We start from the raw sequence: 17588 nt of genomic DNA on the forward strand, positions 1-17588 counted from the left end.
CGGCGCATCCATGGCAGGCTCCAACTCAAGAAAACCGGTTGTTGGCATGAAGATTCGCGTCGCGCTTGTTTCCGCATTGCTGGCCGTGTCGGGCTGCACCACCTTCAGCGGCAAGGGCCCGACCGTGGCGGCGACAGCGGCCTCGACGCCTCCGGCCGGCGGCAAGGTCGTCACCAAGTCGATCATTTCCGCCATGGGCGGCGGCCTCATTGGCGGGTCGATCGGCAACGGTCTGAGCGACACGGAGAAGCGCAGCGCGCTCGAGGCCGAATACAAGGCGCTCGAATACAACACCAGCGGCCAGAAGGTGACCTGGAAGGGCGATCAGGCCTCGCGCTATGGAGAGGTCGTCCCAGCCCAGCCTTACCGCGTCGGTTCGCAGGATTGCCGCCAATACACGCAGACGGTGTTCGCGGGCGGCGCCAGCGTCACGGCGCACGGAACAGCCTGTCGCAATGCCGACGGCAGTTGGACGCCATTGACCTAGCCAACCGGGTCCCGTTGCGATCCGGCCGGTGGATTTCGATCGCGACATTCGGCGCGCGTGCCGTCAAAGCGTCGCAGGATGCCTGTGTTGGCAGGGCAGGGCTCTGCCGTTATTGGAAGAACCATGCTGTTCTGGGTCATAGCCGCAATTCTCACGCTGGGCGCCAGCCTGGCGGTGCTTTTGCCGTTGGCCGGTGCCTCCGAAAGCGCATCATCGAGCGGCGATCACGATCTGGAAGTTTATCGCGATCAACTGTCCGAACTCGACCGCGATGCCGCGCGTGGCTTGATAGGGCCCGCCGAAGCCGCGGAGGCGCGCGCCGAGATCGCGCGCCGCATCCTTCGCCTGGGCAACGCGGACATGGCGGCCAAGACGTCCGGCAGGCCATCGGGCAGCGTGCGGCTTCTCGCGACCGTTGCGGTGCTGGCGGTTCCGTTGGTCAGTTGGGGCCTGTACAGTCAGATCGGCTCGCCTGACCTGCCATCGCAGCCGCTCAGCGAGCGGTTGGCCAAGAACCCCGCCGACAGTTCGGTCGATGAGCTGGTGGCGCGAGCCGAGGCCCATCTTGCCGCCAATCCTTCCGACGGCAGGGGCTGGGACGTGTTGGCGCCGGTCTATCTGCGTATGCAGCGCTTTGCCGACGCCGCGGCGGCCTACCGCAACGCCATTCGCCTCGACGGCGACAGCGCTGTCCGTCAGGCCGGTCTCGGCGAGGCGATCGCCGGTGCGGCGGGCGGCATTGTTTCGGCCGATGCCCAGGATGCCTTCGAGGCGGCCTTGAAGCTTGACCCGGCCAATGCGAAAGCCGGCTTCTATCTGGCCATGGCACTGGCGCAGGAGGGCCGTGCCAAGGAAGCGGGGGCGGCCTGGCAGGCAATGCTTGGTACGCTGCCGCCGGATTCGCCATGGCGCGGCGCTGTCGAACAGGCGCTGGCCAAATCCGGCGGCCCGGAAGTCGCCTCTGGCACGGCCGCGAAAGGCCCCGATGCCGCCGATGTCGACGCGGCGTCCTCCATGTCGCAGCAGGACAGGGAAGCCATGATCAACACCATGGTCGCCGGCCTGGACGACAAACTTCGTCAAAATCCGCGCGACCCGGAAGGATGGATGCGGCTGGTTCGTTCCTATGTCGTGCTGGGTAAGGCCGATCAGGCGCGCGATGCGCTGGGCCGCGCCATCGCGGTCTTTGGGGCCGATAGTGACGAAGCCAAGAAATTCACCGCCTTTGCCGCCTCGCTCGGCTTGACGGCGACGGAGTAGAATTGGGTATGACGCGCAAGCAGAAACGATTGTCGGTGATCGCGGGCGGATTGGTTTTTCTGGGTGCAGCCACCGGGCTGACCTTCTATGCGCTTGGCCAGAAGGCGTCCTATTTCTACATGCCGGCCGATCTGACCACGGCGAGCGTTCAGCCGGGCCAGCGCATCAGGCTCGGCGGTTTGGTCGAAAAAGGCACCATCCAGCGCGGCCAGGGCGCAACGGTTGCCTTTTCGGTCACCGACACCCACAAATCGGTCAAGGTGACCTATACCGGCATCTTGCCCGACCTTTTCCGCGAGGAGCAGGGTGTCATCACCGAGGGTACCTTCGGCCCTGACGGCGTCTTTGTCGCCGACAGCGTTCTGGCCAAGCACGACGAGCGCTATATGCCCAAGGAAGTAGCCGACGGCCTGAAGGCCAAGGGCGTCTGGCAGGAGAGCAAGAGTGAATAACTCTGGCAGAACAGCAAGCGTGAGTCGCGCGAATGGTTGAAACCGGACATTTCGCCCTGGTTCTGGCGTTCGCGCTTTCACTGGTGCAGACGATCGTGCCGCTGTTTGGCGCGCGGCTGAACAACCAGCGCCTGATGGCGGTTGGCGGTCCGGTAGCGGTCACCGGTTTCGCGATGACGGCGTTGTCCTTCGCGGCCCTTGCGAGCGCCTATGCAAGCTCTGATTTTTCCCTGGCGAACGTCTGGGAGAATTCGCATTCGCTGCAGCCGCTGATCTACAAGATCACCGGAACCTGGGGCAATCACGAAGGCTCGATGCTGCTCTGGGTGCTGATCCTGACCTTCTTCGGCGCGCTTGTCGCCGCTTTCGGCTCCAACTTGCCGGCGACGCTGCGCGCCAATGTGCTCGCCGTGCAGGGCTCTATTGGCGCTGCCTTCTTCCTGTTCATCCTGGTGACCTCCAATCCTTTCATCCGGCTCAATCCGGCGCCGATCGAAGGCCGCGATCTCAACCCGATCCTGCAGGATCTTGGCCTCGCCATTCATCCACCGATGCTCTATCTCGGTTATGTCGGCTTCTCGATCTGCTTTTCCTTCTCCGTCGCCGCCCTCATCGAGGGTCGCATCGATGCCTCCTGGGCGCGCTGGGTACGGCCATGGACGCTGGTCGCCTGGATGTTCTTGACCGGCGGCATCGCCATGGGATCGTACTGGGCCTATTACGAACTCGGCTGGGGCGGTTTCTGGTTCTGGGATCCGGTCGAGAACGCTTCCTTCATGCCGTGGCTGGCGGGCACCGCGCTGCTGCATTCGGCCATCGTCATGGAAAAGCGCTCGGCGTTGAAGATCTGGACGCTGCTGCTCGCCATTCTCACCTTCTCGCTGTCGCTGCTCGGCACCTTCCTGGTGCGTTCGGGCGTCCTGACTTCCGTCCACGCCTTTGCGACCGATCCGACGCGCGGCGTCTTTATCCTGTGCATCCTGACGCTGTTCATCGGCGGCTCGCTGGCGCTGTTTGCGCTGCGCGCCTCGAAGCTGACGGCAGGCGGCCTGTTTCACCCGGTTTCGCGCGAAGGCGCGCTCGTCCTCAACAATCTGTTCCTGACCACGGCGACCGCCACGGTGCTCGTCGGCACGCTCTATCCGCTGGCGATCGAGGCTTTTTCGGCCGACAAGATTTCGGTCGGAGCGCCGTTCTTCAACCTCACCTTCGCCCCGCTGATGGTGCCGCTGCTGGTGATGGTTCCCTTTGGGCCGCTGCTGGCCTGGAAGCGCGGCGATGTCTTCGGCGTCGCGCAGCGTCTGATGGCCGCGTTCGCGGCCGCGCTTCTTGCGACGCTGGTTACGGTCCTGTTCATCGACGGCGCTTCGGTGCTTGCCGCGGTTGGCGTCGGCCTCGGCGTCTGGCTGATCCTCGGCGCGCTGACCGACCTTGCTATCAAGGCGGGGATTGGCAGTGTCGCAACGCCGACAATGGTCAGGCGTCTGGTTGGTTTGCCACGCTCGGTTTTCGGGACCGCTTTGGCGCATCTTGGCCTCGGCCTGACCGTGCTCGGCATCGTTGGCACGCTCTGCTTCGGCACGGAGAAGATCCTGTCCATGCATGCCGGCGAAACCGTCGAAATCTCCGGCCGAATGGTGCGGTTCGTCGGGCTCTATCCTGCGCAGGGACCGAACTACAACGAAGATCGCGGGCGTTTCGAGCTGATCGGCGTCAGCGGCAGCCCTGTCAGCGAAGTCAGCTCCGCCAAGCGTTTCTATCCGGTGCGGCAGATGACGACGACGGAGTCCGGCATCAAGACCATTGGCCTTTCTCAGCTCTACATTTCGCTCGGCGACGAGGGCAAGGACGGCTCGGTCGTGGTGCGTCTGTGGTGGAAGCCGCTGGTGACACTGATCTGGGGTGGCGGCCTGGTGATGATGGCGGGTGCGGCGATGTCGCTGATGGACAGGCGCCTGCGGGTCGGCGCGCCATCGCGCCGTCGCAAGCAGGCGGTGGCGCCTGCAGGCCTGCCATGAGGGCAAGGCTTTCGTTGACGTCGATAGTCCTGTTGCTGGCGTTGTTCTTCGCCGGAACGGCAATGGCGGTGAAGCCCGACGAGATGCTGGCCGACCCGGCACTCGAGGCGCGGGCGCGGGCGCTGTCGGAGGGCCTGCGCTGCATGGTCTGCCAGAACCAGTCGATCGACGAATCCGATGCCGACCTTGCCAGGGACCTTCGTATCCTGGTGCGACAACGCCTTGTCGCGGGCGATACCGACCGCCAGGTGATGGATTATGTGGTTTCGCGTTATGGCGAGTTCGTGCTGCTGAAGCCACGCTTCGATCTGCGCAACGCGATGCTGTGGGGCACGCCGGTTCTCCTGCTTTTGGCCGGCGGCGTGTTCATAGTGCTCAGTGCACGGTCACGCCGGCTTCCAGCAACGGCAGCGCTTTCGGTCGAAGAGCAGGCGGCATTGGATGCGATCCTCCGCCGCGACTGACGGTTGCCGTCGCCCGCCAACATTACCAAAGTTTCATGTGCCGGAAATGGCGTCGTAATGTGCGCTTCCCTAATTGTTGTTCCTTGAGGATGCCGATCAAGGCGCGTCCGTTTGAAAGAGGATAAGAGATCCATGAATATTGCCCCCGATTCATATTTCCGCACCCGCAAGCGTCTTCTGGCTGCTGCCGCGTCTGTCGCGGTCGCCGGTGCGATCGGCGTTGGCGCGTTGACCAGCGGAACCAGCCCCGTTCTCGCTGACGCCGTGCGCGTCGAAGCCCCGCAGGTTCCGAGCTTCGCCGATGTCGTGGAGCGTGTGTCGCCGGCCGTGGTCAGCGTCAAGGTCAAGGCCAAGATTCAGCCGACCGCCGATGATGGCTCCGACGATCAGGACGGCCTCGACAATCTTCCCAACAATCCGCAGCTGCGTCGTTTCTTTAAGGAATTCCGTGGCTTTGGCGACCAGGGCGGCCAGAACGACGAAGGTCATCGTCGCTTCGGTCATCGCGATCGCAACAACGGCGATCCGCGCCCGGTAGCGCAGGGCTCCGGCTTCTTCATCTCCGAAGACGGTTACCTCGTCACCAACAACCACGTCGTCGAAGAGGGCACCGCCTTCACCGTTGTGACCAATGACGGCAAGGAACTCGACGCCAAGCTGGTCGGCACCGATCCGCGCACCGATCTCGCCGTGCTCAAGGTCGATGGTGGCGGCAAGTTCACCTATGTCGACTTCGCCGACGATTCCAAGGTTCGTGTCGGCGACTGGGTCGTGGCTGTCGGCAATCCGTTCGGTCTCGGTGGCACCGTCACCGCCGGCATCGTCTCGGCGCGCGGCCGCGATATCGGCGCCGGCCCCTATGACGATTTCCTCCAGATCGACGCCTCGGTCAACCGCGGCAATTCAGGCGGCCCGACCTTCAATCTCAACGGCCAGGTGGTCGGCATCAACACCGCCATCTTCTCGCCTTCGGGCGGCAGTGTCGGCATCGCCTTCGACATTCCGGCCTCGACCGCCAAGCAGGTCGTGGGCGACCTGATGAAGAGCGGTGCGGTGCAGCGCGGCTGGCTCGGCGTCGAAATCCAGCCGGTCACCTCCGACATAGCCGAATCGCTCAGCCTGAAGTCCAACAATGGCGCGTTGGTGTCCAGCGCCCAGGACGATGGCCCCGGCAAGAAGGCCGGCATATCAGCCGGCGACGTGATCACCCAGGTCGACGGCAAGGACGTTGCGTCCCCGAAGGAACTCGCCCGCCTGATCGGCGCCTATTCGCCGGGCAAGTCGGTTGATGTGACGGTTTGGCGCGACGGCAAGAGTCAGACGGTCAAGGTCGATCTCGGCAAACTGCCGGCGAGCGACAAGCAGGCCTCGAACGACCAGCAACAGCAGCCTGCCGCTCCGGCAAAGCCTGACACGCTGGCCGATCTTGGCCTCACCGTCACCAAGTCTGAAAACGGCAAGGGTCTGGTGGTGACGGACGTCGACCCCGACAGCGCCGCCGCCGATCGCGGCATCCAGCCGGGCGACGTCATCACCGCGGTCAACTCGGCGGAGGTCAACGGCACCGAAGACGTCACCAAGGCCATGGCCGATGCGGTCAAATCCGGACGCAAGGCGGTGCTGATGCAGATCACCCGTGACGACAACAACCGCTTCGTCGCGGTGCCGGTGGCCAAGGGCTGAGACGACTTTTCCAATGCGGCGGTTTCAACACCCCCGAGTCGCCGCATGGGAAAGTAGGAAGGAGAGCCCGTTAGTCAGTCATCGTGCTCTTCTTCAGCGGCAGCGGGCTTCCCATCGCCCGTTGCCGCGCCCGCATGTGGCTGCCCACTCAGGCCTCGTGCCCGATGCCGGTTGGTCCCGGGTTGCAGGTAACGACATGACCGGAAACTGGCATGTTCGGCCTAACGACGCCACGGAACAAAGATTTTATCGCGTACGCTCTCGATCGTCTTGATCGCGATGCGCTTTGGCTAAGGCTAAAATGCAGATGCCGGCTACTCAACCTTCAAGCGAAATCGCGTATAACGGCCCTATGAAGATTCTCGTCATAGAAGACGATCGCGAGGCTGCGGATTATCTGCAGAAAGCCTTCACCGAAGCCGGTCATACCGCGCATGTTGCGGGTGACGGCGAGACCGGCTTCGCGCTTGCCGATGCGGGTGACTACGATGTGATGGTCATCGATCGGATGATGCCGCGCCGCGACGGCCTGTCGGTCATTGCCGCTCTCCGCTCCAGGGGCAACACGACGCCGGTGCTCATCCTTTCGGCGCTGGGCGAAGTCGATGACCGGGTCACCGGCCTGCGCGCCGGCGGCGACGATTATCTGACCAAGCCTTATGCCTTTTCCGAACTTCTGGCTCGTGTCGAGGTGCTCAACCGACGCGCCAGCGCCAAGGAGGCCGAGACCGTCTACCGGGTTGGCGATCTTGAACTCGACAGGCTCTCGCATTCTGTCCGCCGGGCGGCGCGTGAGATCACGCTCCAACCACGCGAATTCCGCCTGCTCGAATATCTCATGCGCCATGCCGGCCAGGTTGTGACGCGCACGATGCTGCTCGAAAATGTGTGGGACTATCATTTCGATCCGCAGACCAACGTCATCGATGTCCACGTCTCCCGGCTGCGCGGCAAGATCGAAAAGGGCTTCGACAAGCCGATCCTGCATACCGTTCGCGGCGCCGGATACATGCTGAAGGGCGGCTAGGCGGCGGCATGGCGCTTTCCGTGCCCGCCATCATGAAGACGACGGCCGCGCGGCTTTCGGCGCTTTATCTCTTGCTCTTCGCGCTCTGCGCGGTGCTGCTCGTCCTCTATATGACTTCGCTTTCGGCGCGCATGCTGACCGGGCAGACGCAGGAGACCATCAACGACGAGGTGCTCGGCCTTGCCCGCGCCTATCAGCGCGGTGGCCTTCCGGTATTGGTCCGCGTGGTCGAGGCCCGCTCGCGGCAGCCCGGCGCCAATCTCTATCTGATCGCCGATGCCAACGGCCAGATCCTGACCGGTAACGTGCAGAGCCTCGAGCCGGGCGTTCTCGAAAACGAAGGCTGGACCACCAGCCCATTTTCCTATCAGCGCTTTGGCGAGGGAGAACTCGATCGTCTACGCAACTTGCCTGCCGACAAGGGGACCGCACAGCCCGACCAGAGCGACACGCAAGCGCAGGGCGAGAAGGGCCACAACGCCATTGCCCTGGTGCTGCGGCTGCCGAACCAGATGATCATGCTGGTCGGCCGCGATCTGGGGGAACCAGAGCGGTTCCGTGCCGTCATACGCCGTTCGCTGATGCTGGCGCTCGGCATGATGGCCCTGGGTGGCATCCTGATCTGGTTCTTTGTCGGCCGCGCGGCGCTGAAGCGTATCGATGGCGTGTCGGAGGCAAGCCGGCGCATCATGGGCGGGGATCTCTCCGGCCGGCTGCCGGTGACCGGCACAGGCGACGAGTTCGACCGGCTTTCGGAAAACCTCAACGCCATGCTGGCCAGGATCGCCACGCTCAACGAAGGCCTCAAGCAGGTTTCCGACAACATCGCGCATGACCTTAAGACGCCGCTGACCCGGCTGCGCAACCGGGCCGAAGCGACGCTTTCCGGCAAGCAGAAGACATCGGACTATAGGCAGGCGCTGGAAGGCACCATCGCCGAGTCCGACCAGCTGATAAAGACCTTCAACGCCATCCTGATGATCTCCCGGCTGGAGGCGGGCTATTCTTCCGAGCACACCCACCGCGTCGATCTGGCGGCGGCCGTACGTGATGTCGTCGAACTCTATGAGCCGGTGGCCGAGGAGGCTGGCGTTTCGCTGGACACCGACGTGAATGGTGTTTTTGTCGTCGACGGCAACCGCGAGCTGATCGGCCAGGCGCTCTCCAACATCGTCGACAATGCGATCAAGTACTCGACCGATTCGACGTCCAAGCCGGCGGTCCGTGTAAAGCTCGAACGCACGCACGGCGAGATCAGGCTTTCCGTCACGGACAACGGCCAGGGCATTCCAGACGACGCCGATCGCGCCCGGGCGACGGAGCGCTTCGTGCGGCTGGAGAAGAGCCGTTCGCAGCCTGGTTCTGGCCTTGGCCTCAGTCTCGCCAAGGCGGTCATGACATTCCATTACGGCCGGCTTGACCTGCTGCCTGGCAATCCAGGACTATCCGTGGTCATGAGTTTCCCGGCACGCGAGGATCACTGATGGCGGCCGTCGCCAAGCGGAGCAAGACAGACTGGCTGCTCAGCCTGGAAACCCCGCTTGTCCCGCTCGACGAGGCCCGGGCACGACAGGAGCTCACCGAAATCGCGGACGCAGCGCGCGAAGAGGGGCTGACACGGGTGGCCAAATTCCTGGCCGGCAAAGGCAAGGCGCAGGATCTCCTCGCCGCTGTCTTCGACCTTTCGCCATTCCTGCGCGATACGGCGCGCCGCCGGCCCCAAATCCTGGACGGGCTGTTCGACCTGCCGATAGAGGCCCGTCTGAAGGCGATCACCGCCGCGATCGACAAGGCGCCGTTGGCCGAAACAGTCTCGGAATCCGGCCTGATGATGGAGCTGCGCCGGCATAAGGCCGAGGCACATTTCCTGATCGCGCTCGCCGATCTTTCGGGCGAGGCCGAAACTTCGCTGACCGTAAGGCGGTTGAGCGATCTCGCCGACGCCTGCACCCGCGCGGCAGTCGATTTCCTGCTGCGTGACGCGCATGGCCTGGGCAAGCTCAAGCTGCCCGACCTCGACAACCCCTCGCATCGATCGGGCTGGATCCTGCTCGGCATGGGCAAGCTCGGCGCGCATGAGCTGAATTTCTCGTCCGACATCGACCTCGTCGTGTTCTTCGATCCGGAGGCACCCGCCGTGGTCGATCCTCTCGACGTCACCGACCTGTTCTCACGCCTGACGCGTCGGCTGGTTCGCATCCTGCAGGACCGCACCGAGCACGGCTATGTCTTCCGTACCGATCTGCGGTTGCGTCCCGATCCCAGCTCCACCCCGCTGGCTATCCCGGTTGAAGCCGCGCTTCGCTATTACGAAGCGCGTGGCCAGAACTGGGAACGCGCCGCGATGATCAAGGCGCGCCCGGTGGCCGGCGATCTCGCCGCGGGCGATGCATTCCTCAAGGAACTCCAGCCCTATATCTGGCGCAAATACATGGACTACGCGGCGATTGCCGACGTCCATTCGATCAAGCGCCAGATTCATGCCCACAAGGGCCATGGCGAGATCGCCGTGAAAGGGCACAACGTCAAGCTTGGGCGCGGCGGCATCCGCGAGATCGAGTTCTTCGTCCAGACCCAGCAGCTCATCGCCGGCGGCCGCTTTCCGGAGCTGCGCGGCCGCGAAACCGTGCCGATGCTCGGTCAGCTCGCGGCCCGAGGCTGGATCACATCGGACGCACGAGACGCACTCGCCCTCCAGTACTGGTTCCTGCGCCGGGTCGAACACGCCATCCAGATGGTGGCCGACGAGCAGACGCACACGCTGCCGGAGGACGATGAAGGGTTGGAGCGCATCGCCGGCATGCTGGGCTTTGCCGGTGCCGCCGAGTTCGCCGGGGCCTTCCGTGCCTCGCTGCAGCAGGTCGAGCGCCACTATGCGGCGCTGTTCGAAACCGCGCCCGAGCTTTCGGCCGGCATCGGCAACCTGGTCTTCACCGGTGACGTCGACGACCCGGACACGCTGCAGACCCTGCACGGCCTCGGCTTTCAGCGGCCGAGCGATATCTGCCGCGTCATCCGCGGCTGGCATTTCGGCCGCTATCGCGTCACCCAGTCGGCGGAGGCGCGCGAGCGGCTGACGGAACTGACGCCGGCACTGCTCAAGGCCTTTGGCCAGACGCGCCGGGCCGACGAGGCGCTGGTCCGTTTCGACGAGTTCCTCGCTGGCCTGCCGGCCGGCATCCAGCTGTTTTCGCTGCTGCAGTCGAATCCCGCACTGCTCAAGCTGATGGCGACGATCATGGGCGCGGCACCAAGGCTGGCGGCCATCATCACTCGCCGGCCGCATGTGTTCGACGGCTTGCTCGACCCGGCGTTGCTGACCGAGCTGCCAGACCGCGCCTATCTCTCGGGGCGGCTTTCCGCCTTCCTTGAGGGCGACAGGGCCTATGAGGACGTGCTCGACCGCTTACGCATATTTGCTTCCGAGCAGAAATTCCTGATCGGTGTGCGGCTGCTCGCGGGCTCGATCGATCCGGCCCGCGCCGGCCGTGCTTTTTCAGATCTTGCTGACCTGACCATTGCGGCGGCCTTGCAAGCGGTGATGGCCGAATTCGCGGTGCGCCACGGCACGATCGCCGGTGGCGTGGTTTCGCTGCTTGGGATGGGCAAGCTTGGCAGCCGCGAATTGACGGCCGGATCGGATGTCGATCTCATCCTGCTTTACGATCACGACGCGGACGCCGAGGACTCTGATGGTGAAAAACCGCTGGCGCCGTCGCATTACTACACCCGCTTGACGCAGCGGCTGATATCCGCGGTATCGGCACCGACGGCGGAAGGGGTGCTTTACGAGCTCGACCTGCGTTTGCGGCCGTCCGGCAACAAGGGACCGGTCGCCACCCATATCGATGCCTTCAAGAAATACCAGCGCAAGGAAGCCTGGACCTGGGAACACATGGCGCTGTCGCGGGCGCGCCCGATTGCTGGCGACGCGGGCCTCTGCGCCGAGGTTGAAGCGGAAGTCGCCGCGCTGCTCGGCCAGCCACGCGACGCGGCGAAGGTGAAAACCGAAGCTTCCGACATGCGGGCCATGATCGAGCAGGAAAAACCGCCCCGCGACCCGTGGGACATCAAGCTGATCCCGGGCGGTCTGATCGATCTCGAATTCATCGCCCAGGTGGCTGTCATCATTGGGCAGGTCGAGGCCGGGCCACGCGCCACCGGTACGGCCGAGATCCTGTCTCGTCTGACGCCCCGTTTCGCCAATGCCGTGATCAGTCAGGACCTCGGCGAGGCTTACACCCTTTATCTGGCACTGAACCAGATGACGCGGCTGTGCCTCACCGGACCGTTCGAACGTGACGACGTTCCGCCGGGGCTTTCGGATCTGCTTCTGGCGGTCGCCGACCTGCCGGATTTCGGTGTGCTGGAAGCACATCTCAAGGAGACGTCGCAAAAGGTCAGGAAGGATTTCGACCTTCTGCTTCGTACCGGAGGGTCGTGACCAACGACCGTTCGGCCGCATCGGGGGTGACGATGCAACAGGAGAAAACCATGAGAAAGACAACCAAGCTTGCACTTGCCTACATCGCCCTGGCCGGAGCCGTCGGCGGCGCGGCCTATGGCGAGAACCTCGACAGCGCCAACGTGCGTGAGCGCACCATGATGCGGCTCGACAAGGCAATGAAGGACAATGACGGCAAAATCACCTTCGAGCAGTTCTCCGATGTCATGGACGCGCGGCTCAAGAAGCTTGTCACTGACAATGGCGGCAAGCTGACTGTCGCTCAACTCGCCGACGCGCTGGAGAAGGCGCGCTTCGAACGCATGGCCAGACGCATCATCGCCCGTTACGACAGCAAGGGCGACGGCACGCTGACATCGGATGACATCACCGGCCGCGAAAAGAAGCTTTTCGCGATGCTCGACAAGAACAATGACGGCAAGATCGAGAAGGGCGAACTGCCGAAGGACGGGCGCCATGACCGTCAATGGGATGACGAAGGCAACGACGGGGGCGTGCAGTAAGATTTGGTTGAGGCGGGCTCCGAGTCGTCGACCGGAGCCTGTCGCTCAGGCCGCGGCCTTGACCGCCGTTGGCGCCTTCTTCACGGGAATGCGCACCGATACGATCGTGCCGACACTTTCGGTCGAGCGGATCTTCAGTGCACCGCCTTGCAACTCGGCCAGCGAGCGCGAAATGGCAAGGCCAAGGCCGGAGCCGGCATGGTTCTTGGAAAACTGGTTCTGCACCTGCTCGAAGGGGCGCCCCAGTTTGCCGAGGGCTTCCTTCGGGATACCGCAGCCATTGTCCTCGATCGTCAGCACCAGCGCGCCTGATGTGTTGCGGGCCCTGACCGATATGTGGCCGCCCTGGCCGGTGAATTTCACCGCGTTGGACAGGAGATTGATGACGATCTGCTTGATCGCCCGGCGATCGGCAAACAAAGTCAAGGCGTCGGCAATGCGCGTTTCCACGGTGATCGCCTTCTGCGCCGCCTGCAGCGAGACGACACGCACCGTCTCGCTGATCAGCGGACCGAGGTCGATCTGTTCCTGGTCCAGTGAGAACTGGCCGGCTTCGATCTTGGACATGTCGAGAATGTCGTTGATGACGCCGAGCAGATATTTGCCGCTGCTGTTGATGTCGGTGGCGTACTCCTCGTAGCGCTCCGAGCCTAACGGACCGAACAGCCCCTGTTCCATCAGCTCGGAGAACCCGATGATGGCGTTGAGCGGTGTGCGCAGCTCATGCGACATGTTGGCCAGGAATTCGGATTTGGCGCGGTTCGCCGCTTCGGCGCGCTCGGTTTCCTTCATGTATTTGCGGTTGAGGTCGACCAGTTCGCGCGCCCGTTCCTCTTCGGCCCGGCGGGCGAGGCTGAGATCATGGATCGTCGCCATCAGCCGGCGTTCGCTGTCGACGAGTTTCTCCTGGTGCAGTTTGATCTGGGTGATATCGGACCCGACCGAGACGATGCCGCCGTCCCTGGTCCTGAGCTCGTTGACCTGCAGCCAGCGGCCGTCGGACAGCTGCCGCTCGAACGTGGCGCCGCCCTGCGGACCGTTGGTATTGGCCAGCCGGCGTTCCGAAGCGAAGGCCAGCATCCGCTCTTCCAGGGAAGCGCGCGTCACACCCGGCATCACGTCGCGGTCCGAGAGCCCGTTGTCCTGCTGGTATTTGGAATTGCACATGATCAGGTTCTGAGCCGAATCCCACAGCACGAAGGATTCATTGATGTTCTCGATCGCGGTCCTCAGGCGAAGATCTGCCGCTTCGGAGCGCAGCGCCAGATGGCGCTGCTCGGTGACGTCGACGGCGATGCCGATGAGCTGGATCTCCGGCGCTTCCGGGTCCATGACCTGGGCGCGGGCGCGCATCCACACCCACTGGCCATCGGCATGCCGCATCCGGAACACCTGGTCGATGTGGTCGATCTCGCGCGCGACGATCCTGTTGGCGAGTTCGAACAGGTCGCCGTCCTCGGGATGGATGATCTCGTCGACCTCGCCGAAGGACAGCATCGCCTCGCAGGGCTCATAGCCCAGCATGTCGTACATCGAGCGTGACCAGTACATCTTGCCGCGCACCATGTCCCAATCCCACAGGCCGCACCGGCCGCGAACCAGCGCCATGTCGATACGCTGATGCGCTTCGACATAGATGCGGTCGGCTGCTTGCGCGCGCGCCGCCTGACCGAAATAGGCATAGAGAATGATGATCAGCACGCCGGCCGTCAGCACGAACAGGGTGACGTTGAGCGAGACGGTCTTGCGCCACGTGTCGAAGACCGCCTCTTGGGGGACGAGCGCCGCCGCGGCTCCCTTCCTGTCCTTGCTCAGGCTGACCGCCGCGTACCAGTCCTGCCCGCCAATGTTGACCTCCATGACGCCAGCCCGGTCGCCGAACATGAACAGAGGTTGGCCGCCCTGGACGAGGCCGTCGAGCGAATGGCCTTGCCAGGGCACCGAACGCGGCGTCACCGCGGTGATCCTGAAAGCGCTGTCGGTGACGACCAGCACATGGCTGCGGCCCATGGCGCCCTGGCGGCTGGTGGTCTCCAGCAGGTCCTGCGTGGCGCCCGGCAGCGTGTCTGATGTGGTGGCGAGCGAACTGGCGAGCTGCGCGGCGGCCAGCGTCAGGATAGCCTTGGCATCGCGCTCCACGTCGTCGCGCTCGTTCATCAGCGAGATTACACGCAGCGCCGCAATGACGAGCAGGAAGATGACGGTGAGGGCCGGTATCGACCGGCGCAGCAGCGGTTCGGCCGCCAGAAGCCGCTTGTAGGCCGGTTCGGCAATGAGCCGCGTATTCCCGGCAAGGCCGTCGCCGCGCGTCTCGCGACGCGCAAAAACCATCCCGCCGGGCGCGCCCCACGCGTCCGCCTTTGCCATAAATGGCACTCCCCGATTTCAGTATGCCGCATTTCTATGTGCTGGTGATCCGGCAACACCGCACTTCCGAATCGCCATTAAAGAATCAAAGGTGATTCGCCTTGTCCAGTGGTCCGGCGAAAAAAGATTAAAAATCGACTAAAATAGTGGGCTTTTGAACCCGGCCTTCTCCCGCGGGGAAGAAGGCGGGAGCGCCTAAGCCAGCGTGCGCTCGACGATGTCGCGCAGATCCGCCGACAGGTTTTCGGCATTGGCGATCGAAACCAGCACTTCTCGGGCCTTGGCTTGCCGGCCCGGTTCGAGCGAGCGCCATGACCTGAGCGCCGTCGCCAGCCTTGCCGCCACTTGCGGATTGCGCTTTTCAACCTCAAGCACCGTTCGTGCGAAGAAGCGGTAGCCTTCGCCGTCGGCGCGGTGAAAGCCGGTCTGGTTGGCGCTGGAGAATGTGCCGATCAACGAGCGCACCCGGTTCGGATTGCCCATTGAGAAGCCGGCATGAGCGGTCAGGGCGCGAACCGTGTCCACCGCCTGCGGCCCAGGCACGCTGGCCTGGATCTGGAACCATTTGTCCATCACCAGCGGGTCCGACGCATATGTCTGTTCGAAAGCCACCAGCGCCTCGCCTGCCTCCGGCGATCCGTGGTGACGATGCGCAAGCACGGCCAATGCGGCTGCCCGGTCGGTCATGTTGGTCGCGGAGTGGAAATGCCCGGCAGCCAATGCTGCTCCACCCGGCAGCAGCGAGAGATAGTCCAGCACAATGTTGCGCAAGGCGCGCCGTCCCGCACTCGCCGCATCCGGGCTGAAAGCGCTCTTGTCGGCAAGGCTGTCGTAGAGGCCGGAAAAGGCCTCGCCATTGGCCATGCCGATCGCCCGCGCAAGCGCCTGTCGGGCCGCATGGATGGCATCGGGATCGATGTTCTTGCCGATGTCGCGGGCGATGTCGGCATCCCCCGGCAGCGCCAGCGCCAGGGCCCGGTAGGCTGGCTCCAGCGTCTCGTCGCTGGCGATGCTGCCGGCAAGCTCGGTCAGCCGTGGGGCGAAGTCCGGCTGTTTGCCGCCGAGGATCTGGCGGAAGGCAGCGATCAGCGCATCGGTCAGCAACGTGTTGAAGGCCTGCCAGCGCGAGAAGGCGTCGCTGTCATGGCGGGCGAGGAAGTACTGGTCGGCCGCCTTCTGCTCGACCGACAGCGTCACCGGCGCCGAAAAGCCACGGTTGAGCGACACCGCCGGGCGCTCGGCCACGCCCGAGAAACGCACCACATGGCGACGCTTGCGGACGTGGATGACGCCGTCCTCGACGCTGGCGCCCTCGACGTCGCTATATGCGACAGGTTTGCCGCCGGCGCCGATCAGGCCGAAGGCGAGCGGGATATGCATCAGCCGCTTGCGGCTTTCGGAGGGTGTCGGCGGCACCGACTGCTCGATCTCGAGCGTGAATTCCTGTGCGGCCGGATTGTGGGTCGAACTGACCGTAAGGTTGGGTGTGCCAGCCTGATGATACCAGAGCGCGAATTGTGACAGGTCGCGGCCGGACGCGTCCTCGAACACCTTGATGAAGTCCTCGATGGTCGCGGCCTCGCCGTCGTGGCGTTCGAAATAGAGGTCCATGCCGGCGCGAAAGACTTCGGGTCCGAGAATGGTGCGGATCATGCGCACCACTTCGGAGCCTTTCTCGTAGACCGTCGCCGTATAGAAATTGTTGATCTCGCGGTAGCGGCGCGGCCGCACCGGATGCGCCAGCGGGCCTTGGTCCTCGGGAAACTGGTGGGCCCGCAGCGTGCGCACCTCGGCGATGCGCTTGACCGCGCGCGAGCGCTGGTCGGCGGAGAACTCATGATCGCGGAAGACCGTTAGCCCTTCCTTCAGGCAAAGCTGGAACCAGTCGCGGCAAGTGATTCTGTTGCCTGTCCAATTGTGGAAATATTCATGCGCGATGATCGCCTCGATATTGGCGAAATCGGCGTCCGTCGCCGTCTCCTGGTCGGCCAGCACGTATTTGTCGTTGAAGATGTTGAGGCCCTTGTTCTCCATCGCGCCCATGTTGAAGTCCGACACGGCGACGATGTTGAAGACGTCGAGGTCGTACTCGCGGCCAAACGCCTCCTCGTCCCATTGCATCGACCGCTTCAGCGCGTCCATCGCGTAGCCGGCGAGCGCCTCCTTGCCGAGCTCGACATAGATGCCGAGCTCGACCTTGCGGCCGGACATAGTGACGAAATTGTCGGCGACCTGGCCGAGATTGCCGGCCACCAGGGCGAACAAATAGGACGGTTTGGGGAAGGGGTCGTGCCATTTGGCGTAGTGCCAGCCTTCGGCGAGATCGCCGCTCTCGACCGGATTGCCATTCGACAGGAGCAGCGGCGCCTCGTCGCGTCGCGCCTCGATGCGCACCGTGTAGACCGACAGGATATCGGGGCGGTCGAGGAAATAGGTGATGCGGCGAAAACCCTCCGCCTCGCATTGCGTGCAGTACACGTTATTCGAGCGGTAAAGGCCCATCAGGGCCTCGTTGCCGGCTGGGGCCAGCTCGGTTTCGATCAGCAGTTGGAAACGAGTAGCCGCCGGCGGTTTGAGCAGGGTAAGTTGGTCGGGGCTCGCCAGCAGATCCGCCGGTCTCACCATCTTGCCGTCGACCTCGATGCGTTTGAGCGTCAAACCATCGCCGTCGAGCACCAGCGGAGCCGACGTGGATATGTCCTCGCGGCGTTCGACGATCAGTATCGCGGTGACGACCGTTGCCTGCGGCGAAAGACGGAATTCAAGGTGGGTTTCCGGAATGAGGTAGTCGCTGGGGCGATAGTCCTCGAGTTTGAAGACTTGGCCGGTATCGGTGCGCATTCCCTGGCTTTTCCTGTCTTG

Annotated in this window: 12 protein-coding genes; 10 read left to right on the top strand and 2 right to left on the bottom strand. The window is 63.8% G+C overall.

The annotated features are described in order from the left end of the window. The first annotated feature begins 46 nt into the window (after positions 1–46). From AC3CB8_RS15430 to AC3CB8_RS15475, 10 genes are all read left to right on the top strand, one after another. On the top strand, positions 47–487 hold the full coding sequence (locus AC3CB8_RS15430; RefSeq protein ID WP_023784316.1) for an RT0821/Lpp0805 family surface protein: 441 nt from the start codon (positions 47–49) through the stop codon (positions 485–487). 123 nt (positions 488–610) lie between these two features. Continuing rightward, on the top strand, positions 611–1747 hold the full coding sequence (gene ccmI / locus AC3CB8_RS15435) for a c-type cytochrome biogenesis protein CcmI (protein ID WP_023784317.1): 1137 nt from the start codon (positions 611–613) through the stop codon (positions 1745–1747). Positions 1748–1755: 8 nt separating this feature from the next. Continuing rightward, the gene (ccmE, locus tag AC3CB8_RS15440; RefSeq protein WP_015318623.1) at positions 1756–2199 is read left to right on the top strand and encodes a cytochrome c maturation protein CcmE; all 444 of its coding nucleotides are present in this window, start codon (positions 1756–1758) and stop codon (positions 2197–2199) included. A gap of 32 nt (positions 2200–2231) precedes the next feature. Next, positions 2232–4217 carry a heme lyase CcmF/NrfE family subunit gene (locus AC3CB8_RS15445; RefSeq protein ID WP_352565004.1) on the top strand — a complete coding sequence of 662 codons (1986 nt, stop codon included), beginning with the start codon at positions 2232–2234 and terminating at the stop codon, positions 4215–4217. Then, entirely contained in the window at positions 4214–4681 is a 468-nt protein-coding gene (locus tag AC3CB8_RS15450; protein WP_352548169.1) for a cytochrome c-type biogenesis protein, read from the top strand. Before AC3CB8_RS15445 ends, AC3CB8_RS15450 begins: the two co-directional genes overlap by 4 nt. A 132-nt stretch (positions 4682–4813) precedes the next feature. Continuing rightward, complete coding sequence (locus tag AC3CB8_RS15455) at positions 4814–6364, top strand: Do family serine endopeptidase (protein ID WP_352565006.1); 1551 nt, start codon at positions 4814–4816, stop codon at positions 6362–6364. A gap of 352 nt (positions 6365–6716) precedes the next feature. Continuing rightward, positions 6717–7391: a response regulator transcription factor gene (locus tag AC3CB8_RS15460; protein WP_023771592.1), complete on the top strand. Its 675-nt coding sequence runs from the start codon at positions 6717–6719 to the stop codon at positions 7389–7391. A gap of 8 nt (positions 7392–7399) precedes the next feature. Beyond that, entirely contained in the window at positions 7400–8875 is a 1476-nt protein-coding gene (locus AC3CB8_RS15465; RefSeq protein ID WP_023784321.1) for an ATP-binding protein, read from the top strand. After that, positions 8875–11835 (top strand): bifunctional [glutamine synthetase] adenylyltransferase/[glutamine synthetase]-adenylyl-L-tyrosine phosphorylase, encoded by a 2961-nt coding sequence (locus tag AC3CB8_RS15470; RefSeq protein WP_352565009.1) that lies wholly within the window; start codon positions 8875–8877, stop codon positions 11833–11835. The genes AC3CB8_RS15465 and AC3CB8_RS15470 overlap by 1 nt, the downstream gene beginning before the upstream one ends. Before the next feature lie 50 nt (positions 11836–11885). After that, positions 11886–12359 (top strand): EF-hand domain-containing protein, encoded by a 474-nt coding sequence (locus tag AC3CB8_RS15475; protein ID WP_023771594.1) that lies wholly within the window; start codon positions 11886–11888, stop codon positions 12357–12359. Between the two features lie 45 nt (positions 12360–12404). Here AC3CB8_RS15475 and AC3CB8_RS15480 read toward each other — a convergent pair whose 3' ends face one another. After that, positions 12405–14726, bottom strand: coding sequence for a PAS domain-containing sensor histidine kinase (locus AC3CB8_RS15480; protein ID WP_352565011.1), 2322 nt, complete (start codon positions 14724–14726; stop codon positions 12405–12407). A gap of 195 nt (positions 14727–14921) precedes the next feature. Next, a complete protein-coding gene (gene pepN / locus AC3CB8_RS15485) occupies positions 14922–17567 on the bottom strand; it encodes an aminopeptidase N (protein ID WP_352565013.1) in 2646 nt (881 codons plus the stop codon). Between the last annotated feature and the right edge of the window lie 21 nt (positions 17568–17588).

The organism is Mesorhizobium sp. P160927, assembly GCF_057766385.1.

Coding starts and splice junctions, on each gene's coding strand:
- AC3CB8_RS15480 (WP_352565011.1), bottom strand. CDS start 14,726: ATGGCAAAGGCGGACGCGTGGGGCGCGCCCGGCGGGATGGTTTTTGCG.
- ccmE (WP_015318623.1), top strand. CDS start 1,756: ATGACGCGCAAGCAGAAACGATTGTCGGTGATCGCGGGCGGATTGGTT.
- AC3CB8_RS15470 (WP_352565009.1), top strand. CDS start 8,875: ATGGCGGCCGTCGCCAAGCGGAGCAAGACAGACTGGCTGCTCAGCCTG.
- AC3CB8_RS15445 (WP_352565004.1), top strand. CDS start 2,232: ATGGTTGAAACCGGACATTTCGCCCTGGTTCTGGCGTTCGCGCTTTCA.
- pepN (WP_352565013.1), bottom strand. CDS start 17,567: ATGCGCACCGATACCGGCCAAGTCTTCAAACTCGAGGACTATCGCCCC.
- AC3CB8_RS15455 (WP_352565006.1), top strand. CDS start 4,814: ATGAATATTGCCCCCGATTCATATTTCCGCACCCGCAAGCGTCTTCTG.
- AC3CB8_RS15450 (WP_352548169.1), top strand. CDS start 4,214: ATGAGGGCAAGGCTTTCGTTGACGTCGATAGTCCTGTTGCTGGCGTTG.
- ccmI (WP_023784317.1), top strand. CDS start 611: ATGCTGTTCTGGGTCATAGCCGCAATTCTCACGCTGGGCGCCAGCCTG.
- AC3CB8_RS15475 (WP_023771594.1), top strand. CDS start 11,886: ATGAGAAAGACAACCAAGCTTGCACTTGCCTACATCGCCCTGGCCGGA.
- AC3CB8_RS15430 (WP_023784316.1), top strand. CDS start 47: ATGAAGATTCGCGTCGCGCTTGTTTCCGCATTGCTGGCCGTGTCGGGC.
- AC3CB8_RS15460 (WP_023771592.1), top strand. CDS start 6,717: ATGAAGATTCTCGTCATAGAAGACGATCGCGAGGCTGCGGATTATCTG.
- AC3CB8_RS15465 (WP_023784321.1), top strand. CDS start 7,400: ATGGCGCTTTCCGTGCCCGCCATCATGAAGACGACGGCCGCGCGGCTT.